Source organism: Superficieibacter sp. 1612_C1, from assembly GCF_015234305.1.
Taxonomy (GTDB): Bacteria; Pseudomonadota; Gammaproteobacteria; order Enterobacterales; family Enterobacteriaceae; genus Superficieibacter.
Genome location: NZ_JADGMI010000004.1, coordinates 65,335 through 90,427, shown reverse-complemented (window position 1 = coordinate 90,427; position 25,093 = coordinate 65,335). Strand labels below are relative to the sequence as shown.

Here is a 25,093-nt window from a genome sequence, read left to right as displayed (position 1 = left end):
CATGTCGACCGTCGTCAATTTTTTACCCTGGCGGCAAATCCGTCGTCAGCAGTGCCTGAATTTCTGGGGGCTGTGCTGCGCAGGTTCTGTGCTCAGCGTGGCAGCGGCAGTTTTCGCCCTGCGTGCCGACGCCGGAGCGGCCAGCACAGCGCAGCATCTGTGGCGGCAGGCGGACCGCGCGCTGGTCGATGCGCTGGCCCAGCGTCAGGCGTCGTGGAAGGCGCGACAGGCCGTGCAGGCGCAACACCTGGCACGTCAGAAACAGCGTGACATTACTCAACGCTGGCAGCAGACGTTATCCGACATTGCTTTGCATCTGCCGGAGCAGGCATGGCTCACCCACCTCAACGCTCAGCAAAAGGTACTGACGCTGACGGGCCGCGCGAACACCTTCGCGGCGTTAAAAGCCGTGAATGACACCCTGCAAGCATTACCCGGCTTTCATGCAGGGACGCCGGGTAAAACCGGGCGCGATGAACAGGGACGCTGGGAGTTTAACTATCAGCTTATCCGGGAGAGTGATGATGACGTTCAACCCTGAACGCTGGTACGCGCTGTCGTCGGCAGGCCGCGGCCTGTGCTGGCTCCTTTTTACGCTTATGCTGGCGGGCCTGGCCTGGTGGTGCTGGCTTCATCCGCAACGGCTGCAAATGTCGGCTGAAGCGGCCCAAATTTCTCTCCAGCGCCAGCACCTGACAACGCGCTGGCGTGAGGTTCTGCTGCTGAAAACGCCAGATGATGCGCGGGTCGATGACCACGCAACCTCGTCTCCTTTTTCGCCCCTCGACTTTCAGATTACAGACGCCCAACTGGTGAGCTGGCAGCCTGCGGCGAAGGGCGGCACGCTGGTGCTGGAGAGCGCGTGGCAGCCTGTACCCGGCGTTTTCGCCCTGCTAGCGCAGCAGGATATGACGGTCACGGCGTTCACGCTGGAACCCGTCGCCGGGAGGTTACGTTTCACGTTGCAACTGGAACCAAACGATGCGCGTTAAACACGGGATCCTGCTGCTCATCACCCTGCCCGTGATCGTTGGCATGCGCGATCCTTTTCAGCCGCCGGAAGATCGCTGCCAGACGGCGCAGCTCGCGCAATGGCGTTATCAGGGAACGATCGATCATCCTCCCAGACGGATTGGCATAGTCCGTGATGCCCAGGGGAAATGGCGGCGGGTGGAAACGGGCAGTCAGTTGCCTGCGGGTTGGCGAGTCGTACAACTCACCTCGCAGGTATTAGAAATTGAAACCGGGGCGGGATGCGATCCCGCGCGCTGGTCATGGTCACGGGAAGGAGAGCAACATGAAAACAGGGATAAGCATTCTGCTGCTGATGTTAATGCCGCTGGCGTGGGCGCAAAAAACGCAGCCGGTCTCGCTGGTGGTGGATGATGTCCCCGTCGCGCAGGTACTACAGACGCTGGCGGATTTAGAGCAGCAAAACCTTATTATTGCCCCCGACGTCACCGGCACGCTGTCGCTGCGTCTGGTTAAAGTCCCCTGGAAGCAGGCGCTGCAAACGGTGCTCAGCAGCGCCGGTCTGGTTTTGCGCCAGGAGGGAACGGTGATGCACGTACATTCGCAGTCCTGGCAAACGGCGCGACTTGCACAGCAGGAGGCGGATCGTCTCAGGCAGCAGCAGAACCTGCCGCTCAGCGGAGAGAGCATTACGTTGCAGTATGCCGATGCAGAAGAACTGGCGAAAGCCGGAGCAAAACTTCTGAGCTCACGAGGCACGATGACCGTTGATAAACGGATGAACCGGCTATTATTGCGTGATGATAAAGCGAATCTGGAAGTGCTTCAGCGCTGGGTCGCGGAAATGGATTTGCCGGTCGGTCAGGTCGAGCTGGCCGCGCATATTGTCACTATCAATGAAAAAAGCCTGCGTGAGCTGGGCGTAAAATGGAGTCTGGCTGACGCCACGCAACCCCCCGGCGCAGGTAAAATCACCACGCTCAGCAGCGATTTATCCGTCAGTTCGGCGTCCACCCGCGCCGGGTTTAACATCGGGCGGATCAACGGACGGTTGCTGGAGCTGGAGCTTTCGGCGCTGGAGCAACAGCAGCAACTGGATATTATTGCCAGTCCGCGTCTTCTGGCCTCGCATCTTCAGCCTGCCAGCATCAAGCAGGGGAGCGAGATCCCCTATCAGGTCTCCAGCGGCGAGAGCGGCGCGACCTCGGTGGAATTTAAGGAAGCCGTGCTGGGGATGGAGGTCACGCCAACGGTACTGCAACAGGGCAGGATCCGCCTTAAGCTGCGTATCAGTCAGGATATGCCGGGTCAGGTCCTGCAACAGGCAGACGGGGAAGTACTGACGATTGATAAACAGGAAATTGAAACGCAGGTAGAAGTGAAAAGTGGAGAAACGCTGGCGTTAGGCGGCATTTTCTCACAAAAAAATAAATCGGCCCGCGATAGCATCCCGCTACTTGGCGACATTCCCTGGGTAGGGCAACTTTTTCGTCACGATGGAAAAGACAATGAGCGTCGTGAACTGGTAGTATTCATCACTCCACGTCTGATTCCCGGAGCCTGAACGCCGTTTTTGGTGATGGCGCTTTGTGTTAAATCCGCGTCAGGCGTTTGACGTGAGGAAGGATTTAGCATACAAGGAGTACCGATTTGAGAGTCAGTCTCGCGGCTTAAGTAGGAGTGATGATTACCTGGACAGGGTAATTTATTCAGTTGCCAAACCCGTCAGAGTATTGAGATAATTTTTAGTCTGACTCTCGCTCTATCGCATAAGAGGTTTCAGTTCATTTCCTGCACCGCTGGAAGTCTGCAAAGCAGGTTTATCATTAACGAATAGTCTTAGTAGTACCGAAAAAATGGCAGAGAAACGCAATATCTTTCTGGTTGGGCCTATGGGTGCCGGCAAAAGCACTATTGGGCGTCAGTTAGCTCAACAGCTTAATATGGAATTTTACGACTCAGACCAGGAGATCGAGAAACGCACTGGTGCTGATGTAGGTTGGGTCTTCGATGTTGAAGGTGAAGAAGGCTTCCGCGATCGCGAAGAAAAAGTCATCAATGAATTGACGGAAAAGCAGGGCATTGTGCTGGCAACCGGCGGCGGCTCTGTAAAATCACGTGAAACGCGCAATCGGCTCTCCGCTCGCGGGGTTGTGGTGTATCTTGAAACGACAATCGAAAAGCAACTCGCCCGTACGCAGCGTGACAAAAAACGTCCCCTGTTACAGGTAGAGACGCCGCCGCGTGAAGTTCTGGAAGCCCTGGCGAATGAACGTAATCCGCTGTACGAAGAGATTGCTGACGTCACCATTCGCACTGATGACCAGAGCGCTAAAGTCGTCGCAAACCAGATTATTCATATGCTGGAAAGCAACTGATTCTGGCTGAATACACAGGCCAGCGAGTATAAGCAACTAAGGTAGACGTCGCGTTATGGAGAGGCTTACTGTTACTCTCGGGGAACGTAGTTACCCGATTACCATCGCGGCTGGTTTGTTTAACGATCCAGCTTCCTTCTTGCCGCTTAAATCAGGCGATCAGGTCATGTTGGTCACCAATGAAACGCTGGCTCCGCTCTGGATGGACAAGGTAACGACGGTCCTTCAGCAGGCGGGTGTTAAGGTCGACAGCGTGATCCTTCCCGACGGCGAGCAGTATAAAAGCCTGGCGGTGATGGATACGGTCTTTACTGCACTACTGCAAAAACCGCACGGTCGCGATACGACGCTGATCGCCCTTGGCGGCGGTGTTGTAGGCGATCTCACCGGTTTTGCCGCCGCCAGCTATCAGCGTGGTGTGCGTTTTATCCAGGTTCCTACCACGTTACTGTCGCAGGTTGACTCCTCTGTTGGAGGCAAAACGGCGGTAAATCACCCTCTCGGCAAAAATATGATTGGCGCTTTCTGGCAACCCGCGTCTGTGGTTGTCGATCTCGACTGTCTGAAAACCCTGCCGAAGCGTGAACTCTCTTCCGGGCTGGCTGAAGTCATTAAATACGGCATCATTCTTGATGGCGACTTTTTCGGCTGGCTGGAAAATAATATTGATGCTCTGCTGGCGCTTGACGAAAAAGCGATGGCGTACTGCATTCGCCGCTGTTGCGAAATCAAAGCAGAGGTTGTCGCTGCCGACGAGCGCGAGACGGGATTGCGTGCGTTGCTCAATCTTGGACACACATTCGGTCATGCTATCGAAGCCGAGATGGGTTACGGTAACTGGCTACATGGTGAAGCGGTTTCTGCGGGCATGGTAATGGCCGCAAAAACGGCAGAACGTCTGGGACTGTTTGCAGCGCAGGATACGCAGCGTATTATCACTCTGCTGGAGCGTGCAGGTCTGCCAGTCCATGGACCGCAAGAGATGTCTGCCGACGCGTATTTGCCGCATATGCTGCGTGACAAAAAAGTGCTGGCGGGTGAAATGCGTCTGGTATTGCCGCTCGGTATTGGCAAGAGTGAGGTTCGCGGCGGTGTAGGGCATGATATCGTACTGAGCGCCATTGCTGATTGTCAGCGGGTGTAACAAATAAGAAGTGTCTGCCACGTTTTTACGTGGCGTTTTAACGTCGGGCGATGTGCAATCGTAGTGGGCATAAGCCTTTTAGTGGGGTGTTAAATGGATGAATTCAAACCAGAAGACGAGCTGAAACCCGATCCCAGCGATCGTCGTACTGGTCGTTCTCGGCAGGCTTCCGATCGCGATAACGATCCGCAGATCAATTTTGACGACGTAGAGCTGGATGCCGATGAACCGCGTTCTACGCGTGCAACGCGCCGAACGCGTGAAGAAGAAGAGTATCAGGCAGAAGACGAGGCTTTTGATGAAGAAGAGCCGGTAGAGCGTCGCCCGCGCAAGCGTAAGAAAGCGCCAGCGCGTAAGCCTGCTTCCCGTCAGTACATCATGATGGGCGTTGGCATTGTGGTGCTCCTGCTGCTGATTGCCGGCATTGGCTCCGCACTAAAATCGCCGTCGAAGAGTGAGCCGTCCACCACCGCAGAGAAAGACATCTCGCTTTCTGGCGATCAGCAAAACGCGACTCAGCCTGCTGCAAACCAGAAGGCAGATACCGCTTCGCAGGATGTCTCTTTACCGCCAATTTCCTCTACACCAACGGAAGGGCAGCCCACGGCCGCGCCTGAAAATCAGCAGCGTGTTGAGGTTCAGGGCGATCTAAATAACGCGCTGACTCAGCAGCAGGGACAGGTCGATACCGCAGTGAATTCAACGCTGCCGACGGAACCTGCGACCGTTGCCGCTGTGCGTAATGGCAATGCTCCACGTCAGGCCACGACTGGCGAGACAACTGAACGTCATAACGCGACCACGCGCCCTGAACGTAAGCAGGCGGTCATTGAGCCGAAACCGCAAAGTAAGCCGCAGCAAACGGCAAAACAAACGGTCACCGAGCCAAAACCGGTTGCTCAGCCTAAACGCACTGAAACCACCACTGCGCCGGTGAAAGCGCCAGCAGCAACCACGACTGCACCGAAGGCGACTGCCACGACGACCGCTCCGGCCGCCACTGCTCCGGCAGCAAAAGCGCCGACGGCAACCGCGTCTACGCCAGCCGCCACGACCGCTGCTCCGGCTGCGAGTGCCCCAGCCGCCACGACAGAGGCAAAATCTGCGGGTAATGTGGGTTCGCTGAAGTCTGCGCCGTCCAACCACTACACCTTGCAGCTCAGCAGTTCTTCCAGCTACGACAACCTGAACGGTTGGGCGAAGAAAGAAAACCTGAAAAATTACGTGGTATATCAGACTACCCGTAACGGGCAGCCCTGGTATGTGCTGGTTAGCGGTGTTTATGCCTCGAAAGACGATGCTAAACGTGCCGTGACCGGACTGCCTGCTGATGTACAGGCGAAAAACCCGTGGGCAAAACCACTGCATCAGGTTCAGGCCGATCTGAAGTAATGGTTGGGCATAGACAAAGCGCAGTATGCTGTCGGAGCGTTCTCCACAGCCGGAGAAAATGTAATCAGCCAGCATGAAAAAGAATCGCGCTTTTCTGAAATGGGCAGGGGGGAAGTTCTCCCTGCTCGACGATATCAAAAAGCATTTGCCGCACGGCGAATGCCTGATTGAACCCTTTGTGGGTGCCGGGTCGGTGTTTTTAAACACCGACTTTTCTCGTTATATCCTTGCGGATATCAACAGCGACCTGATAAGCCTCTACAACATCGTTAAATCGCAAACCGACGAGTATGTGGCGGCTTCACGCGAGATGTTCACGCCTGTCACCAACGTGGCGGAGCAGTATTATCAGTTTCGGGAAGAATTTAATCAGTGCCACGACCCCTTTCGGCGGGCGGTGCTGTTTTTATATCTGAACCGTCATGGCTATAACGGACTGTGTCGCTATAACCTTCGCGGCGAATTTAACGTCCCCTTTGGCCGCTATAAAAAGCCTTACTTCCCGGAAGCGGAGCTGTATCACTTTGCCGAGAAAGCGCAGAACGCCTTTTTCTTCTGTGAAACCTACGCAGACAGCATGGCGCGGGCGATGAATGGTTCGGTCGTGTATTGCGATCCGCCGTATGCGCCGCTTTCCACCACGGCAAATTTTACCGCTTACCATACCAACAGTTTTAGTCTGGAACAGCAGGCCCACCTGGCGCAACTGGCGGAAGGGCTGGTCAGTAATCAGATCCCGGTGCTGATCTCCAACCACGATACGGCGCTGACGCGCGAGTGGTATAAATTAGCGGCCAGGACCAATGTCATTAAAGTACGCCGGAGCATTAGCAGCAACGGCGGAACACGTAAGAAGGTGAACGAACTGCTGGCGCTGTACCATCCAGAGATCGTTTTGCCCGACATTAAATAAATTTCAAGGAGATGCGGATGAGCCAGTACTTAATTGCCCCTTCGATTTTGTCAGCGGATTTTGCCCGTCTGGGTGAAGATACCGAAAAAGCGCTGGCGGCAGGTGCGGACGTTGTTCATTTCGATGTCATGGACAACCATTATGTACCTAACCTGACTATCGGGCCGATGGTACTGAAATCCTTACGCAACTACGGTATTACTGCACCCATTGACGTTCATCTGATGGTCAAACCGGTCGATCGCCTGGTTCCTGACTTCGCCGCGGCTGGTGCCAGCATTATTACTTTCCACCCCGAAGCGTCTGAGCATGTGGATCGCACATTGCAGCTGATCAAAGAGCACGGTTGTAAGGCTGGTCTGGTGTTTAACCCGGCGACCTCGCTGAGCTATCTGGATTACGTCATGGATAAGCTGGATGTGATCCTGCTGATGTCGGTTAATCCAGGCTTCGGTGGTCAATCGTTCATTCCGCACACGCTGGATAAACTGCGTGAAGTGCGCCGCCGCATCGATGCTTCCGGCTTCGACATTCGTCTTGAAGTGGATGGTGGCGTGAAGGTCAATAACATCGCCGAGATTGCCGCCGCAGGTGCGGATATGTTCGTCGCCGGTTCGGCGATTTTTGACAAACCGGATTACAAGCAGGTTATCGATGAGATGCGCCGCGAACTGGCGAAGGTAAGTCATGGATAAGCTAAAAACCATTCAGGGCGTCGCTTTCGATCTCGACGGTACGCTGGTCGACAGCGCGCCGGGTCTGACATCCGCCGTTGACAGCGCGCTGTATGCGCTGGAGCTGCCGCAGGCCGGTGAAGCACGGGTGATCACGTGGATCGGCAACGGCGCGGATGTATTGATGGAGCGCGCGCTGACCTGGGCGCGTCAGGAGCGGGCCACTCAGCGTGCCGCCTCGGGTAAACCTTCCGTTGATGAGGGGGATATCCCGCAGGAAGAGCAGATGCGTATTCTGCGCAAGTTGTTCGATCGCTATTACGCGCAGTTCGCCGAAGAGGGCAGCTTTCTCTTTCCTGATGTTGCCGACACGTTAGCCGCGCTGAACGCGCAGGGGCTGCCGCTGGCGCTGGTAACCAATAAGCCGACCCCGTTTGTCGCGCCGCTGCTGGAGGCGCTGGATATCGCCAAATATTTCAGCGTGGTGATTGGTGGTGACGACGTACAGAATAAAAAACCGCACCCGGAACCGCTGCTGCTGGTTGCCAGTCGGCTCGGTATCGCGCCGCAAGCGCTGCTTTTTGTCGGCGATTCGCGCAATGATATTCAGGCCGCCGCTGCGGCGGGCTGCTGCTCCGTAGGATTAACCTACGGCTATAACTATGGCGAAGCGATTACGTTAAGCAATCCAGATTACATTTTCGATCGCTTCAATGAACTTCTGCCCGCACTCGGGCTTTTGCACAGTGAAAACCAGGAATTAAAAAATGACTAAGCCCATCGTCTTTAGTGGCGCACAGCCCTCAGGTGAATTGACCATTGGTAATTACATGGGTGCGCTGCGTCAGTGGGTAAACATGCAGGATGACTATCACTGCATCTATTGCATCGTTGACCTTCATGCCATTACCGCGCGTCAGGATCCTGAAAAGCTGCGTAAGGCCACGCTGGATACTCTGGCGCTTTACCTGGCCTGCGGCATCGATCCGGAAAAAAGCACTATTTTTGTTCAGTCTCACGTTACTGAACACGCCCAGCTTGGTTGGGCGTTGAACTGCTATACCTACTTCGGCGAACTGAGCCGGATGACGCAGTTTAAAGATAAATCGGCGCGCTATGCCGAAAACATCAATGCCGGTCTGTTTGATTATCCGGTGCTGATGGCGGCGGACATTCTGCTGTACCAGACCAACCAGGTACCGGTCGGCGAAGACCAGAAACAGCATCTGGAGCTGAGCCGCGATATCGCCTCTCGCTTTAATGCGCTGTACGGCGAGGTGTTTAAAGTGCCTGAGCCGTTTATTCCGAAATCTGGCGCGCGCGTGATGTCGCTGCTCGATCCGACGAAAAAAATGTCCAAGTCGGACGATAACCGCAATAACGTGATCGGCCTGCTGGAAGATCCGAAATCAGTGGTGAAGAAGATCAAACGCGCGGTCACCGACTCCGAAGAGCCACCGGTGGTTCGTTACGATGTGCAGAATAAAGCGGGGGTATCTAACCTGCTGGATATTCTTTCCGGCGTAACCGGTCAAAGTATCGCTGAGCTGGAGCAGCATTTCGAAGGCAAGATGTATGGTCATCTGAAAGGTGAAGTTGCGGATGCCGTATCAGGGATGCTGACCGAGTTGCAGGAGCGTTATCACCGCTTCCGCAACGACGAAGCTTTCCTGCAAAAGATCATGAAAGAGGGTGCGGAAAAAGCCAGCGCGCGCGCGTCTGAGACGCTGAAAAAGGTCTACGAAGCGATTGGATTTGTGGCGAAGCCCTAAAATCACCTCTGCCCTCTTCTTCACGAAGAGGGCGAAAGTAACTTCCTTTTTGCATCATTTCCTTTTGGCGTTTGCAGATATCGGTACTGTAGTGTGTGCGATGCCCCTGCCGTACACCCGGCTGTATGAGGGGCTGGCGAGCGGCCTGAAGGCGCAGTTTGACGGCATTCCGTTTTATTACGCACATATGCGCGGTTCAGATGTGCGCGTGGAGTGCCTGCTCAACGGCGTGTATGACCTGGCGGTCGTATCCCGGCTGGCGGCGCAAAGCTACCTTGATAACGGCGACGTCTGTATGGCGCTGGAGCTGGGAGCGCATACCTATGTCGGAGAACACACGCTGATTTGCCGTGCTGATAGCCAGCAAATTCAGCGAGTGGGACTGGATCCTCGTTCTGCCGACCAGCGCATTATGACTGACATTTGTTTTGGCCATCAGCAGGTTGAACGGCTCGATGTGCCGTATCACGACTGTCTGAGCCACATTGCGCGGGGTGATATCGATGCTGCAATCTGGAACGTGGCCAATGCGGCGGATCTGGCATCTCATGGCCTGGTGGCAAAACCCCTTACCGGCGATCTGCGTTTTATACAGGCATCGGAAGCGGTGGTTCTCACCCGTAGCGATGACGTACCCATCCAGCAGCTGCTGCGCACGATGGTGGATAAACATGCGCTTCTTGACCATCAGCAGCGCGTACTTAACGGTCTGGCTGAGCCAAGTTATTAGGAGATCCTATGGAAAAGCGGTTAAACCTGCTGTGCGAGGCTGGCGTTATTGATAAGGATATTTGTGATGCATGCAGTGCAGGCTGGCGTAACCGAACGTCTGTGCTTCATGTTGAATCAGGGGGCCATACCGCAGGTGAAGCACGCCATAATCGCCAATGCGCAGTCTAAAGTGTTGCTGGTAACTTTTCAGAAACCTATTGCCAGCCAGGTGCTGGAGAATGCTCCGCGTTTTGGTGCGCTACCATGGCCGGTTGGCGCTGAATCTAAATACGAGATCCCGCCGCTGTTTTATCGGCTTTCTGGAACGTTTCGGGAAGCAGATCCGGGAGCTGAGCATGATACGAACCGTATTAATCCGAATCGAAATGGCGAAGAAACCGTATTGCGGATCTTACGCGAGAGTTGCCTGACATTATAATAAAAAAACCGGGAATGCCCGGTTTTTTATCGATGCAATATAAGACTGTCGATTACTGATCGGCAGCCGGACCGCAACCACCGATAATTTTGGAAATAGAAATTGCCGGGTGCAGTAAATAATCATAGCTACAGTTGTTCTTTTTGTTTTCGATATGACCAGTACATGCGGTCAGGGTTGCCAGAACACCAGCAACCATAGCGATTTTTACAACTTTTAACATGTCAAAATCCTTCTTGGGACAATATTCATATAACGAGGGAATAAATGGAAAAAATCCATTTTTCGCTGACACCATAACAATAAATACTTATCAGAAATAGTCCTGATCAGGACTTTATACTGCCAGTAAAGTATGGTTAACGGTGACATATTAGTGAAGAGCGAGTAAATGGCCCGGAGAGTAATACCATCTCTTCCGGGCCAGGGTGATTATTTAATTAACGGAATGTTTTCTTAAAGTTCAGCATAAAGCCTTTATCGCTGATGCCATCCTCTTTCCACTGATAGGCATCCAGATGCAGCGCGCTGTCGTTGCTACCGTACTTCACGCCAACCGTTGCCAGGCTGTTCACGCCGCCGCCTTTCTGGCCGTCATCCACGCTGAACGACTGGCCTGCCGCACCCTGTAGCGAAGCGGTGCGCTGGCTCTTGCTGTAGCTCAGGTTCGGACCGCCTTCCAGCGTCATATTGGCGCTCCAGCCGTCTTTGCCCGCGTAGTCCAGTTTCAGGCCGACGATGGAGTCCACGGCAGTTTCGTTGCCAGAGTTCATCGACAGGTTGAAGTCACCGCCGCTGCGCTCTTTGTAGCCGTCCTCCATGGTGTGACGCAGTTTAACGCCCGCATACGGCGTCACTTTCAGCGCGTCGTCCATCAGCGTGAAGGTCTTCGCCCCCTCGCTGCGGAACTCCATATACTGCTGACGCGCGTCGGAATCGGCCACCTTGCTGACGTCGCCATAGGAGACGGAGCGGCTGCTGTCGAGGTTGTGAACGTCATAGCGCAGGGCATTATTCCAGCTCATGCCGTTGTCGAACGCCATGCTGTGCTTCAGACCGAAGAACTGGCTGTAACCGCCTGTAACGCCGTTGTCGCCCGCTTTCTGCGAACCGTCGCCGTCGAGACGGGCGATACCGTACTCCAGCGTCAGGTCCTGGCTTGCGGTTAAGTCCAGCTTCTGGCGCAGCGCCAGCATGTCGTACTGGGTATCGTTACCCAGTTCAGCGCGCGGATCGCCTTTTGCCACGACGTTGAAGGCGAGACCATTGCTCATCTGCGGCGCGGCGTCGGCCAGCATGTTAAAGCGGTTGCTTAATACGCGGGCTTCACGGAACACGGTGGTGGCCTGGCTGCCGCTGACCTGCTTCAGGGCGCTATTCAGTTCAGCGGTAGTACCGACGTTGAGACTGGTGAACAGTTCATTGTTGGTATAGCTCGCATCGAGCGCTTTAGCGACATCGTTAACGGAGCCGTCGGTCGCCACGTCCACATAGGCGTTTTTGGTCATGGTGACGTCAACATTGCCCTCGCTGTCGGTGCTGCCCTGAGCGTTCCATACCACAGAGGTGGACTGAATGGCCCCGGCGTCGGACAGGTTGCTGCCCTCAACGACATTATCGAAGTTAACGGTGGTATCGGCAGTACCGGCGGTAAAGCCGGTGTTGATACCGACGCCATCCATGCTGGCGTTGTTCACCTTCAGTTTACCGGTGCTGCCGTCGGCACGGGTACCGACTACGTAGCCAGACAAATTAAAGGAGCCGGAGGAAGCGCCACCGTCTGCCGTATCGTTTGTCTCTGCGATCGTGGCGTTCGGGTCAATGGTGGGTTCCGTCGGTGCGGTGAAGTCAACGTAGTGAACGTCGTTGCCGTCGCCGCCTTCGCCGCTGCCTTCGATGGTTTTATCGCTCTGCTTAATGAGGCCGGAGCCAGTCACGCCGTCGGCAATAACCACGGTGCCGTTATTGACGATATGGCCGTTACTGCCTAACTGGCTGAAAGCGTAGGAATTATTGGCATAAATATTAATCTCGCCGTTGTTTTCAACGACTGCGTCAGCTTTGGCGTCGGACTCCAGCTGCATCCCGATCATATCGGTCTGCGTGGTGCCTTCGCTACCCACGTTGATGGTGCCGTTGTTGACCATCTTCGCGCTGCCGTGGGCCGACATCGCCACATTGCCGCTTTTATCGATGTTGATGGTGCCGTCATTGATAGCCTTACTGCCGCCGTTATTCTTCACCGTGGTAATCTGGCCGTTGATGACGCCGGTTGTACCGTTGTACAACGTGTGCCCGTTACCACCCGTGGCAATATCTGCGTCGCTGTTGACCGTTCCCCAGTTGTTGAACTCTCCTGCCCACAGTGCGTTTTTGGCCAGCGTCATCACGCCGCCTTCAAGGTTATTGAGCGTGCCTTTTTTATCCACCGTACCATTTTTAATGATTCCGGCGTTATTGACGGTGGCGGCATCGGTAAAGGTCAGCTTATCCACCTCGCCGCCAACGTTATTGTTCAGCACCGCGCTGGCGGATGCCCCTTTCCAGTCCTTAACCAGACCGGCGTTGTTCATGGTGCTGGCCCACTGCTCAACGCTCGCCATCGAACCGCTGTTGTTGATGATGGAGCCGCCTATCGTGGTGCCGGTTTTCCCGGTCACGGTGCCGGTATTGTTAAACACGCCGCCGTCCACGGAGACCGCGCCCGTTGTGCCGTCGTTGGTATAAATCCCCCCGGTCTCAATGCTCACCGTACTGATACTGCCGGTGGATTCGTTGGTCACATCGCCGTGGTTTTTAACCACGACTTTGCCGCCGCTCACCGTACCGGCATTGGTGACGTGTACCGTATCCGTCGCCAGCGGATCGGTTATGACAGCCTTACCTGCGAGCGTTTCCCCGGCCGCCGTGATGACGTCGCCCTCTTTCATTGACAATGACACGTTGCCGTCAGTCGGGTTGTATTTGTCACTCTCCTGGCAGTTATTCAGTATGCAGACCTTACCGTAGTTAACGACGATGCCGCTGCCGCTGACCAGGAAGGGCTTAGCGAAGCTCGCATCAATGTTGATGGTGCCGCTGACGTCGTTAACCACCGTACCGCCGTTGAATGCCGCCATGCCGACCAGCTGGTTGGCATCGGTTTCGGTAACGCCTTCATCGGCGGTTAATGTAATGGTGCCCTGGTTGATGGCGGTGCCGCCGTTAAGCGCCATCATGCCGAACCCGGCATTGTTTACCGTAATGTTTCCGGTATTGGTAACGGTCGCGTTGCCGCGGCCACTTTCGGTCGACCCGGCGACCATCCCGGAACTGGTCACCATGAGCTCGGCTGGTTTCGAGTAGGCGGTGCTGACGATATTCCCTTTGTCATCCAGCGTCGGAACAAAACCATCCAGATAGATATCGCCTTCGTTCAGCGCCGTCCCTTTACTGGCGCTGACGCCATAAACCCCCGCACCCTGTAAATGGATAGTAGCGCCTTTCTCATTTACCACGCTGCCGTAGTTATCTGACAGCATGGCGTAAAAAATATGGGTGTACCAATATGCCGGATAAAAGTCGATGCCGCCGTGCTTAACGGGTTTCTGACTGGAGATGATAGTGATATCGCCGCCGCGCTTGTTATAAATAACGGAGTCTTTTTGGCTGGCGCGGGCAATGACGGCGCGATCCTGGCCTTCGCTGGGGGGAGCGTAGATAAGGATATTGCCGCTGTTTTCCATGGACGCGCCGTTTTTAGCGAGGAGAATGCTGTCAGGGCCGTGGCTGGTAATATCGCCCTGATTCACAACGGACGATCCTTGCCCCTCGGCTATCAGCAGGGCGTTGTCAGAGGTGTAATAGATGCTGTTTATATAGTTGGCGTTAATATCAATCATGGCGTCGTCGGTAATCGTCAACGAACCGCCGTTTTTGACCCTCGCCATAATGGCCGCGCCGCCCGAAATACTGGTCATATCTACCGTGGATTTTCCGCTTAACGTTACCGTGCTTTGGCCGTCGATAGATATCCCTGTTGCGTTGGTGTTATGCGAACCATCAACCTGCGAATAATCAATATTGATACCGTCCAGAATGTTCACGGTATTGCCATCGCCGTCGACATTGAGGCCGATAGTTTGCAGAGCCTGGTCGCTGACGGTTGACCGATCGTCAACGTGGAGGTTCATGGTACCATCCAGCGTAACGGTATTATTTTTGCCGTTGACAACGACGCCGGTTAATACATCGCCGTAGTGAAGATGGTCGTTACTGGCATAGTCGCCGTTAACATTGACGCTACCGGTAATCGTGGTCGTGTTGTCGTCGCCGGAAACATTAACGCCAGTTGCGCCACGGAAAACCCCGTCGTTGTCTTTGGCTGCGTTAACGTTAATATCGCCAGTCAAATCGACCAGCGACGACGAGCCGCTAACCTGGGTGCCGATACCGTTGAGGCTGACGTTGATGCCGCCCCTGTTGCTGAAGGTGTTCTGTTGACCCGATACGACGAAGCCAACGGAGCCTGCGTCATGGACAGTCGTCTCACCTTCGTTGGTGAGTTTACCGTTTGCCCCAGAGGTGATGAGGCCCGTCGCGCCGTTAGTGACCAGCAGATCGCCGTACTGTTCCAGCTCCGCATTATCGCCATCAATAATGGTGGCGGTAGAGCCTGCGCCGTCGATGGTTATATCACCCGTATTAAATATGCTGGCGTTGTCGCCGACGATGTGGGTGCCCGTGCCGCCGCCGGAGATGGTCTGGTTACCGTCATTGATAACCTGCGCATTGTCACCCTCAATATACAGCCCCGTGGAGGCTGCGCCATCGACCGTAGACGGCCCGGTATTAAGCACCAGCGCATCATCGCCGTAAATTTCCGCCCCGGTTGCGCCGTCGAGGACGCTCAGTTCGCCATGGTTCTTGAGCTGCGCGTTATTGCCGATAATGACCGAGCCGATAGAGTCTGCGCCGCTGATAGTGGAAATACCGGTGTTATCAACAATCACCCTGTTGCCATCGATAATCATACCGGTGCCGCCGCCGGTAATATTGATATTACCGGCAAAGGTATTGGTGCTGTTTTCCCCGGAAATCAGCGCGCCGATAGCCCCATCCACCGTGGTAGAGCCTGAAATAGCGTTAATGGTGTCATCGCCGGAGATCACCAGCCCTACCGCGCCGTCGGTGACGGTAGAGTCCCCCGTCAGCGTGTTTTCTGTTCGGTCACCGGAAATAATTACCCCGGTTTTGTTTTTGCCGCTGAGGGTTATTCCACGGTCGGTCTGGTGCTTTTCACCGTCTCCGGTAATGACCTGAGTTTGCTCATCGGCCAGGATCAGATAACCCCGGCTGTCGTATTTCCAGTACAGGCCGCTGTTACCCTGCGTGCCTTCGATGACGGCGGCGTTAGCATCGGTGACGTTCCAGCCGGAGACGTTCAGCGTTTTGCCATCTTCAGTGGTGAGCTGCCATTGATCGTTTTGCTCAGAATAGCTGAGTGTGGCTGCGCCGGTATGCTCGCCGTTATCCAGCTTAATGTCGTCGAAGGACAGCGATGTCTCACCCTTACTGAACGTGACGCCGTTACTGTAATGGATGACGGTGTCGTCAGGCGTAGGGTCCGGGTCAGGCGTTGGGTCGGGATCGGGTGTTGGGTCGGGATCGGGCGTTGGGTCAGGCGTTGGGTCCGGGGTCGGATCTGGCGTCGGATCAGGATCGGGAGTGGGCTGGGGCGTATTGTCGCTGTGATGCGAGCCGCCGTCGTGATCGTTTATACCTATTGCCGCACCGGTGGCCAGCGCCGCTATGCCGCCAGCGACCCATGCCCATTTATGATCGTCCTGGGCTACAACGCCCACAAGGCACTCTTTAGGGAGTTTGTCGCGCTCAGCTTGTGACAAAGAGGAGATGTTGGTAGGGCATTTTTTATTTTCATCGGTATTTTCAGTGGCCATTGCCGGGTAATAATAGCTTTGCAGCGCAATGGCTATACCGATTGCCAGCAATTTTTTCCTTTGCATAATATCGTCCTTCTGATAGAGGCAGTATAGGGAGGGGGTTGAGATAAATTTATAAGCGAATAGTTTATTCTCTTGTCACGCTATACCCAATGCCTGTCAATATATTAGGCGTTTGTGTGATATTCGCGTTATTAATGTTTTATGCGCAGGGTAAGGGATGCAGAGCGTAATATTCGCTGTAATGGCGTTTTAATAATTTATAGAATGAATAAATGTAGAAAAAATAAAAGCTGATTTAAGAAATAATCAGCTTTATAATGACTGGATAAATAGATGTCATGAATGATATAGCATAATTTTTATCAATGGCCTGAGAACCAGTTAAGCTTGTCGCGCAGCCCTACGACCTGGCCTACAATAATCAACGCCGGGCTTTCAACGTGCTGTGCCAGCTCGCTTAACTGTGAAAGGACGCCACTGACTACGCGCTGTTTAACGGCGGTACCGTTTTCGACCAGCGCGACCGGCATAACGGCGGACATGCCGAAATGAATCAGGTTTTCCTGAATACCGGCCGCCTGATTCAGCCCCATATAAAACACCAGCGTCTGCTTTTCTGCCGCAAGGTTTTTCCAGTCCAGGTCACTGCCGGTTTTCAGGTGTCCGGTGACCAGCCGCACGCTTTGCGCATAATCGCGGTGGGTGAGGGGAATACCGGCATAGGCGGAACAGCCGGAGGCGGCAGTAATGCCCGGTACCACGGAGAACGGAATATTGGCCTGGCATAGCGTTTCCAGCTCTTCGCCACCGCGCCCGAAGATAAACGGATCGCCGCCTTTAAGACGCACCACGCGTTTGCCTTTTTGCGCCTCGCGCAGCAGGATCTGGTTAATTTCTTCCTGTGGCACGCAGTGGTAGCCCGCACGCTTGCCGACGAAAACCCGGTCGGCATCGCGGCGCACCAGATTCATGATCTCGTCAGACACCAGCCTGTCATAGACTACGATATCCGCCTGCTGGATCTGTTGTAATCCTTTCAGCGTTAATAGCCCCGGATCGCCAGGGCCTGCGCCCACCAGCACTACTTCACCGCGATGATCCAGTGGCTCGTTCAGCAGTTGCTCGGTTGTTGTCTCAATCGCCTGCCGATCCTGATTCGCCAGCGACTGTGCCAGCCGATCGTTCACAAACAGTTTTTCCCAGAAGCGACGGCGTTCGCTCATGGTGGCGTACTGCTTTTTCACCCGCGCACGCAGTTGTCCGGCGTATTTTGCCACCTGACCCAGATGCTGCGGTAGCAGGGATTCCAGCTTCTCGCGCAGCAGGCGCGCCAGCACCGGCGAGGTACCGCCGGAGGAGACAGCCACCATCAGCGGCGAGCGATCGATGATCGACGGCATAATAAAACTGGCCTGCTTCGGCGCATCCACTACGTTACAAAAAATGCGCCGTGCCTCGGCAGCATCGCTGACCCGCTGGTTAACCTCAGCGTCATCCGTGGCAGCAATCACCAGCCAGCTCTCATCCAGCAGCGATTCGGCAAATTCGCCCTCCGCCAGGGTGAGCATGTCCGCGTTTTCCCACACCGTAAACTGCGGCACAAAAGCGAGTGCATTAACCGTAAGCCGTGCGCCCGCTTCCAGCAGTAGTCGCGCTTTACGTTCAGCGACGTCGCCGCCGCCAACGAGCAGGCAGGCACGGTCGCGTAACTGACAAAAAATGGGCAAATGGTCCACGGCGGTTCCTTATTTACTGGCTGACGGTTGCTTGTGTGGCCGATGTGGCGGGTGCTGGACGTTCGGCGCGCGGCGTAGCATACCAGTAACCTAAGCCCATAAACACTGCCCCGGAGAAGGTATTGCCCAGCGTTACCCACAGCAGGTTATGACCGATACCGGCCAGCGTGTAGGCATCGCTATGGTGGCCAAACCAGGAGAGGGCGAACAGCGTCATATTGGCGACAGAGTGCTCATAGCCGGAGGCAATAAAGGCCAGCAGGCACCACCAGATAGCGAGAAATTTCGCCGCGCCTTCGGTACGAATTGCCATCCAGATCGCGAGGCAAACCAGCCAGTTGCACAGCGCGCCTTTAAAGAACAGCACCGAAGCCGGCGCGGCGGTTTTTGCCAGCGCGACGGTATGCACCAGGCTGGTATCCAGCGGGAGAAGGCTGCCGCCGCCCCAGTGGTAAAGCAGGGCGACGAAGACCGAACCGATTAAATTGCCAAGCCAGGTCTGCGGCAGAATCGCCCACATCTGGCGCTGACTGATGGTGCCCGCTTTAACGCCAAGGGTCAGGAACATGGTGTGGCCGGTGAAAAGCTCGGACCCGGCGATGATGACCAGCGTTAAGGCGATGCCAAACGTCGCGCCCATCACCAGCGGACGCACGGCGGGATCGAGGAGGTTGCCAAGGGTAAAGATGAGGATGATCCCCAGTCCTACATAAGCGCCCGCCATGGCGGAACTTATCCAGAAGCCCAAAGGATTATTACTGTTGAGGCGTGCGATGCGCGCAGCGTTGGCCGCACACTTGTTAATCGTGTCGGTAAACATATTGATTATCCTGAAGGTAATGAAAAATAAAAAAGTAAAAAAAGCGAAAATAACCCTCTCCCTGAGGGAGAGGGCCGGGGTGAGGGGGAAAGCGTTACACCCGAATCTGAACCGCACCCTCTTTTACGCGCGTATCGAAATGTTTTACCGAATAACTCTCATCTTCCAGACACAGCCCGTCGCGCAGGCGGAAGCGCTGTTTTTTCAGCGGGCTTGCCACCCACAGCTCCTGCTGGTGTTCGGCAATCAGACCGCGTGACAGCACGCTGGCGTTAAAAAACGGGTCGATATTGCTGATAGCAAACACCTGGTCATCGGCTCGCGGACGAAAAATCGCGACCTGTTCCGATCCGGCTAATGCACAGACGCCGGTTGCCGGGATGATGTCATCAAGTTTGCAGATAGTGTGCCACTGGCTCATGCGGTTTCCTCCACCAGAGTGACCGGAATACGCTCATACGGCGTAGCCGGGCGATGCTGGGCGCGTTCCGGGACGACCTGAACGTTCGGGTCGCGCTGATCGCTATTGATAAAGTGTTTGAAGCGAACCTGCGCCGCAGGCGTATTCACGGTCTCAGTCCATTCGCAAATTACCGCGTCACGCAGACGGGCCATCTCCGCTTCAAGCTGCATATTAATGCCAAGTTTGTCGTCGATGATGACGCTGCGCACGTAGTCGATGCCGCCTTCAAGGCTTTCCAGCCAGGAGGCTGTACGGGTCAGCTTATCGGCGGTGCGGATATAGAACATCATGAAACGGTCGAGATAGTGCAGCAGCGTGTCGCGATCGAGATCCGCCGCCAGCAGGTCCGCATGGCGCGGTTTCATCCCGCCGTTACCGCAGACGTACAGGTTCCAGCCTTTTTCGGTGGCGATGATGCCCACGTCTTTACCCTGGGCTTCCGCACATTCGCGAGTACAGCCGGAGACGCCGAATTTCATTTTGTGCGGGGTACGAATGCCCTTGTAGCGGTTTTCCAGCTCGACGCCGAAGCCAACGCTGTCGCCAACGCCGTAACGGCACCAGGTGCTGCCGACGCAGGTTTTCGCCATGCGCAGGGCTTTGGCATAGGCGTGTCCGGTTTCGAAGCCCGCCTCGATCAACTGACGCCAGATTTCCGGCAGGTCGTCTTTCTGCGCGCCAAACAGGCCGATACGCTGGGAGCCGGTAATTTTGGTGTACAGGTTAAATTCGCGGGCGATGCGGCCCACTTCCATCAGCCCTTCCGGTGTGATTTCGCCGCCAGCAGAGCGCGGGATCACCGAGTAGGTACCGTCTTTCTGGATGTTAGCGAGGAAGTTATCGTTAGTATCCTGTAATGAGGTGTGCTCCGGTTGCAGAATATAGTCGTTCCAGCACGAGGCCAGCAGCGAGCCGACGGTCGGTTTACAGACTTCGCAGCCGTAGCCTTTGCCGTATTTTTTCAGCAGTTCGTCGAAGGATTTGATCCCCTCAACGCGGATCAGGTGGTACAGCTCCTGACGGGAGAAGGCAAAGTGTTCGCACAGGTTGTGGTTCACTTCGATGCCCTGTTTCGCCAGTTCAGCGTTCAGCACCTGAGTCACCAGCGGAATACAGCCGCCGCAGCCGGTACCGGCTTTGGTTTCTGCTTTCAGCGCGGCCACGGTATGACAGCCTTTATTGATGGCCGAAATCAGCATGCCTTTGGTGACGTCGAAGCAGGAACAAATTTGCGCGCTATCCGGCAGTTTATCAACGCCGATGGACGGTTTGCCGCCCGCCGCGTGAGCGGGGAGGATCAGCGCGTCCGGGTTTTCCGGCAGTTCAATGGCGTTCAGCACCAGCTGGAGCAGGTTGCCGAAATCGCTGGTGTCGCCGACCAGTACCGCGCCGAGCAGCGTTTTATTATCCGGGCTGACGATAAGACGTTTGTAGACTTCTTTGCTTTCATCCAGGTAGACATAGCTACGTGCGCCCGGCGTGCGGCCATGCGCGTCGCCGATACCGCCCACGTCCACGCCCAGCAGTTTCAGCTTGGCGCTGAGGTCGGCCCCTTCAAAGATGTTCGGCGTGCCGAGGATATGATCAACCGCCACCTGCGCCATTTTGTAGCCCGGCGCGACCAGACCGTAAACCCGGTTGGTCCAGCTGGCGCATTCGCCAATCGCGTAAATATCCGGGTCAGAGGTCTGGCAGGTATCGTTAATGATAATCCCGCCGCGCTGTGCGACGGCCAGGCCACACTGGGTAGCTAATTTGTCGCGTGGACGGATACCGGTTGAGAAAACGATGAAATCGACTTCCAGATCGCTGCCGTCGGCGAAGCGCATGGTTTTCCGCGCTTCAACGCCTTCCTGGACGATCTCTTTGGTGTTTTTGCTGGTGTGGACGCGTACGCCCATGCTTTCGATCTTACGGCGCAGTTGCTCGCCGCCCATCTGGTCCAGCTGTTCCGCCATCAGCATTGGCGCGAATTCAATCACGTGGGTTTCCACGCCGAGGTTTTTCAGTGCGCCCGCGGCTTCCAGACCGAGCAGGCCGCCGCCAACTACCGCGCCGCGTTTGCTGCGACGGGCGCAGGCTTCAATCGCATTGAGGTCTTCAATAGTGCGGTAAACAAAGCAGTCCTGAGTCTCAGATCCTTTAATCGGCGGGATCCACGGATAGGAGCCGGTCGCCATAATCAGCTTGTCATAAAAGACGGTACGCCCGGCGCTGGAGTGAATGACTTTCTCCTGGCGGTTGATGGTGATTGCACGTTCGCCAATCAGCACCTTGATGCCATGTTTTTCATAAAAGCCTTCGCGTACCAGCGAAAGTTCTTCAGCGGTATGATGTGAAAAATAAGATGACAGGTGGACGCGGTCGTAGGCGATGCGGGGTTCTTCACAGAACACGGTAATATCGAACTGGTCCGCCGGGGCTTTATCAAGGAGATCCTCAACAAAGCGATGGCCAACCATGCCGTTACCGATAATTGCGAGTCTGACTTTGCTCATTTTTGCCTCGATTTCTATTCTAATACGTCTACCTTAACGATTCAGCAACGGCACTTATTGATGTAGATCAAATGCGCCTTTTACTACTACTTAATGGGTAGATAACTGATTTGTCAGGATTTTTATAAGTGGCGGATAATGCTGGCTTTTCTTTTTTGATTAATTTGCAGGCAAATTGTGAGGTTTTTAAGCAATAGCAAATACTCCCTAAGTTAACAGGAAGTACACATTTGGAGGGAGGAAAATGAAACCCCTTTTCAGAACGAAAAGGGGTGGGAAAGATTAGTGCGAAGTTGCCACGGTATGCTGACGATGGCGAGTGACAAAACCCAGCGCCAGACACATCACGAACACCACAGCATAAAGACCGTTTGCCGTCAAAAGCGCTGCCTGTGGGCCGCTGTGCGCCACGATAGGGCCGGTCACGATAAAGGTCAGCATGGTGCCGATGGTCCCGCAGGTCAGAATAAAGTTAACCAGCTTAGGCGACGGCAATTTAGTTTGCTGCGATCCGAGGGTAATGATAGTGGTGTAGATGGCGCTGGAGAAGAAACCAAGCGTCAGAATAAACCACGGCATATGCTCCGGCTGGGCCTTGATGAAGAAATACATCAGTACCGTTGCTATCCCGGCCAGCACGGTCAGAATGCGTTGCAGGTCGAAGAAGCGCAGAACAAAACTGAATACCCACATACCAACCATGTATGACATCCAGAAATCGCTGACCAGCTTACTGCCATCGTTGAGGTTCATTCCGAGGGCTTTCGCATATTCCGGCACCCAGGAGATGAAACCTAACTGGCCAAGGATGTAGCACAGCGCTGCGATGGACAAAAACAGAACGCCGATGCCCCATTTTTCCCGCGTAACCGGCTGGTTCTCTTTCGGCGCATGTTTACCCAGCGCCGGGAATTCACAGCCGAAGGTCAGGATGAAAATCGCCACGTACACCAGGCCGATGCAGGCATACACCCAGTACCATTCGATGCTACGCGCCAGCAGGTAAGCGGCGACCATCGGGAAAATCATCCCTGCCATGCTGAAGAAGGAGTCGGTAAACAGCAGGCGCGAACCGCGCTGACGGCCTTCATACATCTGCGTAACGAGGAAGGTACCAATCGACATGGTAATCCCGCTCACCAGCCCCAGCACAAACATGGCGGCAGAGAAGAGGGCAAGACTATGGCTGAGCATGAGTCCGGCAACCGCCAGCACCATCAGCACGAAGCCAAAGCGCAGCTGCGTTTTCAGCGGCACGATTTCCATCAGCCAGGCATTCAGGAAGATAGAAATCAGGATCCCTGCGTTAAGAAAAGTGAAGGTGTTACTCATGCTGGAAACGGGCAGGTGAAAATAGTTGGCGATATCGCCCATCACCACTCCGGTGACAATCACCAGTGCACCGGTAAGTGCATAGGAGAAAAAGCTTATCCATGTGAGCTTGATTCTGTTGCTGTTAGTCATGTCTGGCCTGTGAATAGATATGTAAAGCGCGTTGACTTTGCGCCGGGCGGATAGATTTTATGCAATCAAGTGACGCATTTAAATCTTTATTACAAAAAGTTTGCACGTTTACATTCGTTATCGTGATGTTAATCACATTATGTTATCCGGCGTAACACCGTTAAGGCAGTTACAACTGTTTCAGCATCGTAAAATTAAGTAAAAGGCTGGCCTGGGGGGGAAAGCCTCTTTAGAATCAAGCCACTTGCTTTCGTTGCTGCTCCCGTTAAGGAAATCACATGCTCAAAACCACTCTGGCTGCGGTTGTTACCGTTTTCACACTCTCAGCACTCTCTCCGGCAGCGCTCGCTGCAAAAGGCGACCCGCACGTCCTGTTAACGACCTCGGCGGGCAATATTGAGCTGGAGCTGGATAGCCAGAAAGCGCCGGTTTCGGTCAAAAACTTTCTTGATTACGTCAATAGCGGCTTCTATAACAACACCACCTTTCACCGCGTGATCCCAGGCTTTATGGTGCAGGGCGGCGGTTTTAATGAGCAGATGCAGCAGAAGCAGCCGAATCCGCCGATTAAAAACGAAGCGGACAACGGCTTACGTAATACCCGCGGCACCGTTGCGATGGCGCGTACTGCCGACAAAGACAGCGCCACCAGCCAGTTTTTCATCAACGTTGCGGATAACGCCTTCCTCGATCATGGCCAGCGCGACTTCGGTTACGCCGTTTTTGCCAAAGTCGTGAAGGGCATGGACGTTGCCGATAAAATTTCCCAGGTACCTACGCACGATGTCGGTCCTTATCAGAACGTACCGTCAAAACCGATTGTGATCCTGTCAGCGAAAGTGCTGCCGTAACCGTTTCCGACGCGGATCGCCCGATCCGCGTCATCCTGCTTCCCTGCGTAACCTGAAAATGATGCTTATACTTGAGGCACATAAGGGCACAATCAGGGAGGTCAGCATGAAAAAGCTCACTGACAAACAAAAAACCCGTCTCTGGGAACAACGGCGTAATGAAAATTTCCAGGCCAGCCGGCGGCTTGAGGGCGTCGATATTCCTTTGCAGTCGTTGACAGGGGAAGAGGCACTGGCGCGCCTTGAGGAACTCAGGAGGCACTATGAGCGATAAATACGGTGACGGGCGCGACCCTTATCTTTATCCTGGCATAAACGTGCTGCGTAACCGGCTCGGCATTCGTCAGGATAAACGCCTGGAACAGGCGGCGTATGAGCTGACCGCGTTGCGGGCGGCCACTATTGATCTGGGGCCCCAGGTTCGGGGACTACCGCATCTTTGCGCCATTCACCGCCATCTCTATCAGGATGTTTTCGACTGGGCCGGGCAACTGCGGGAGATCGACATTTACAAGGACGACACACGTTTTTGTAATTTCCAGTATATCGAAAACGAAGGCAATGCCCTGATGCAGGCGCTGGAAGAGGAGGAGTATTTGACGGGGCTGGAGAAAAGCGAATTTATCGCCCGTCTGGCGCACTACTACTGCGAGATTAACGTCCTGCATCCTTTCCGCCTCGGCAACGGTCTGGCGCAGCGTATCTTCTTCGAACAGCTGGCGATCCACGCGGGCTATGTGCTCGACTGGCGGGATATTGACGTCGAAGCCTGGCGGCAGGCCAACCAGAGCGGCGCTATGGGCGATCTCGCGCCGCTGGAAGCGATTTTCGCCGACGTGGTGAGCGAGGCGGGTGAATCGGCATAACGGCCATTAAGACTCCGCACGGATCGGCGATATCCGCAGCCGTGCGGGGGAGTTA

21 protein-coding genes and 2 pseudogenes are annotated in these 25,093 nt (G+C 54.8%); 16 read left to right on the top strand and 7 right to left on the bottom strand.

Going from position 1 to position 25,093, the window contains the following annotated elements:
- The first annotated feature begins 1 nt into the window (after window position 1).
- The 13 genes and pseudogenes from INT84_RS14555 to INT84_RS14495 form a co-directional block, all read left to right on the top strand.
- The gene (locus INT84_RS14555; protein ID WP_194207356.1) at window positions 2-541 is read left to right on the top strand and encodes a PilN domain-containing protein; all 540 of its coding nucleotides are present in this window, start codon (window positions 2-4) and stop codon (window positions 539-541) included.
- Window positions 522-992, top strand: coding sequence for a hypothetical protein (locus INT84_RS14550; RefSeq protein ID WP_194207355.1), 471 nt, complete (start codon window positions 522-524; stop codon window positions 990-992). Before INT84_RS14555 ends, INT84_RS14550 begins: the two co-directional genes overlap by 20 nt.
- Window positions 982-1,386 carry a HofP DNA utilization family protein gene (locus INT84_RS14545; RefSeq protein ID WP_194207354.1) on the top strand — a complete coding sequence of 135 codons (405 nt, stop codon included), beginning with the start codon at window positions 982-984 and terminating at the stop codon, window positions 1,384-1,386. The genes INT84_RS14550 and INT84_RS14545 overlap by 11 nt, the downstream gene beginning before the upstream one ends.
- A complete protein-coding gene (hofQ, locus tag INT84_RS14540) occupies window positions 1,298-2,536 on the top strand; it encodes a DNA uptake porin HofQ (RefSeq protein ID WP_194207353.1) in 1,239 nt (412 codons plus the stop codon). The genes INT84_RS14545 and hofQ overlap by 89 nt, the downstream gene beginning before the upstream one ends.
- A 292-nt stretch (window positions 2,537-2,828) precedes the next feature.
- The gene (gene aroK, locus INT84_RS14535) at window positions 2,829-3,350 is read left to right on the top strand and encodes a shikimate kinase AroK (RefSeq protein ID WP_103677226.1); all 522 of its coding nucleotides are present in this window, start codon (window positions 2,829-2,831) and stop codon (window positions 3,348-3,350) included.
- Between the two features lie 55 nt (window positions 3,351-3,405).
- Window positions 3,406-4,494 (top strand): 3-dehydroquinate synthase, encoded by a 1,089-nt coding sequence (gene aroB / locus INT84_RS14530; protein WP_194207352.1) that lies wholly within the window; start codon window positions 3,406-3,408, stop codon window positions 4,492-4,494.
- A gap of 93 nt (window positions 4,495-4,587) precedes the next feature.
- Window positions 4,588-5,886 carry a cell division protein DamX gene (damX, locus tag INT84_RS14525; RefSeq protein ID WP_194207351.1) on the top strand — a complete coding sequence of 433 codons (1,299 nt, stop codon included), beginning with the start codon at window positions 4,588-4,590 and terminating at the stop codon, window positions 5,884-5,886.
- A 73-nt stretch (window positions 5,887-5,959) separates the two neighbouring features.
- On the top strand, window positions 5,960-6,799 hold the full coding sequence (gene dam / locus INT84_RS14520) for an adenine-specific DNA-methyltransferase (protein WP_194207350.1): 840 nt from the start codon (window positions 5,960-5,962) through the stop codon (window positions 6,797-6,799).
- Between the two features lie 17 nt (window positions 6,800-6,816).
- A complete protein-coding gene (rpe, locus tag INT84_RS14515; protein ID WP_194207349.1) occupies window positions 6,817-7,494 on the top strand; it encodes a ribulose-phosphate 3-epimerase in 678 nt (225 codons plus the stop codon).
- Window positions 7,487-8,248 (top strand): phosphoglycolate phosphatase, encoded by a 762-nt coding sequence (gene gph / locus INT84_RS14510; RefSeq protein ID WP_194207348.1) that lies wholly within the window; start codon window positions 7,487-7,489, stop codon window positions 8,246-8,248. Before rpe ends, gph begins: the two co-directional genes overlap by 8 nt.
- Window positions 8,241-9,245 carry a tryptophan--tRNA ligase gene (trpS, locus tag INT84_RS14505; protein ID WP_176917783.1) on the top strand — a complete coding sequence of 335 codons (1,005 nt, stop codon included), beginning with the start codon at window positions 8,241-8,243 and terminating at the stop codon, window positions 9,243-9,245. The genes gph and trpS overlap by 8 nt, the downstream gene beginning before the upstream one ends.
- A gap of 61 nt (window positions 9,246-9,306) precedes the next feature.
- Window positions 9,307-9,975: pseudogene (gene yhfZ, locus INT84_RS14500) on the top strand (GntR family transcriptional regulator YhfZ); the annotation flags it as partial.
- Window positions 9,976-10,038: 63 nt separating this feature from the next.
- Window positions 10,039-10,395: pseudogene (locus tag INT84_RS14495) on the top strand (aminotransferase); the annotation flags it as partial.
- 52 nt (window positions 10,396-10,447) lie between these two features.
- Here INT84_RS14495 and INT84_RS14490 read toward each other — a convergent pair.
- The 7 genes from INT84_RS14490 to tsgA form a co-directional block, all read right to left on the bottom strand.
- Window positions 10,448-10,618 (bottom strand): YhfL family protein, encoded by a 171-nt coding sequence (locus tag INT84_RS14490; protein ID WP_194207346.1) that lies wholly within the window; start codon window positions 10,616-10,618, stop codon window positions 10,448-10,450.
- Window positions 10,619-10,835: 217 nt separating this feature from the next.
- Window positions 10,836-16,400: an autotransporter adhesin BigA gene (locus INT84_RS14485; RefSeq protein WP_194207345.1), complete on the bottom strand. Its 5,565-nt coding sequence runs from the start codon at window positions 16,398-16,400 to the stop codon at window positions 10,836-10,838.
- Between the two features lie 302 nt (window positions 16,401-16,702).
- Complete coding sequence (gene cysG / locus INT84_RS14480) at window positions 16,703-18,076, bottom strand: siroheme synthase CysG (RefSeq protein WP_194207344.1); 1,374 nt, start codon at window positions 18,074-18,076, stop codon at window positions 16,703-16,705.
- Window positions 18,077-18,089: 13 nt separating this feature from the next.
- Window positions 18,090-18,896, bottom strand: a complete 807-nt coding sequence (gene nirC / locus INT84_RS14475; protein ID WP_194207343.1) for a nitrite transporter NirC — start codon at window positions 18,894-18,896, stop codon at window positions 18,090-18,092.
- Window positions 18,897-18,990: 94 nt separating this feature from the next.
- On the bottom strand, window positions 18,991-19,317 hold the full coding sequence (nirD, locus tag INT84_RS14470; RefSeq protein ID WP_194207342.1) for a nitrite reductase small subunit NirD: 327 nt from the start codon (window positions 19,315-19,317) through the stop codon (window positions 18,991-18,993).
- Entirely contained in the window at window positions 19,314-21,857 is a 2,544-nt protein-coding gene (gene nirB / locus INT84_RS14465) for a nitrite reductase large subunit NirB (protein ID WP_194207341.1), read from the bottom strand. Before nirB ends, nirD begins: the two co-directional genes overlap by 4 nt.
- A 282-nt stretch (window positions 21,858-22,139) precedes the next feature.
- A complete protein-coding gene (tsgA, locus tag INT84_RS14460; RefSeq protein ID WP_194207340.1) occupies window positions 22,140-23,321 on the bottom strand; it encodes an MFS transporter TsgA in 1,182 nt (393 codons plus the stop codon).
- Between the two features lie 278 nt (window positions 23,322-23,599).
- Here tsgA and ppiA point away from each other — a divergent pair, with 278 nt between their 5' ends.
- From ppiA to INT84_RS14445, 3 genes are all read left to right on the top strand, one after another.
- Complete coding sequence (ppiA, locus tag INT84_RS14455) at window positions 23,600-24,172, top strand: peptidylprolyl isomerase A (protein WP_176916764.1); 573 nt, start codon at window positions 23,600-23,602, stop codon at window positions 24,170-24,172.
- Between the two features lie 106 nt (window positions 24,173-24,278).
- Window positions 24,279-24,446, top strand: a complete 168-nt coding sequence (locus INT84_RS14450) for a YhfG family protein (RefSeq protein WP_194207339.1) — start codon at window positions 24,279-24,281, stop codon at window positions 24,444-24,446.
- Window positions 24,436-25,038: a putative adenosine monophosphate-protein transferase Fic gene (locus INT84_RS14445; RefSeq protein ID WP_194207338.1), complete on the top strand. Its 603-nt coding sequence runs from the start codon at window positions 24,436-24,438 to the stop codon at window positions 25,036-25,038. The genes INT84_RS14450 and INT84_RS14445 overlap by 11 nt, the downstream gene beginning before the upstream one ends.
- The last annotated feature ends 55 nt before the right edge of the window (window positions 25,039-25,093 follow it).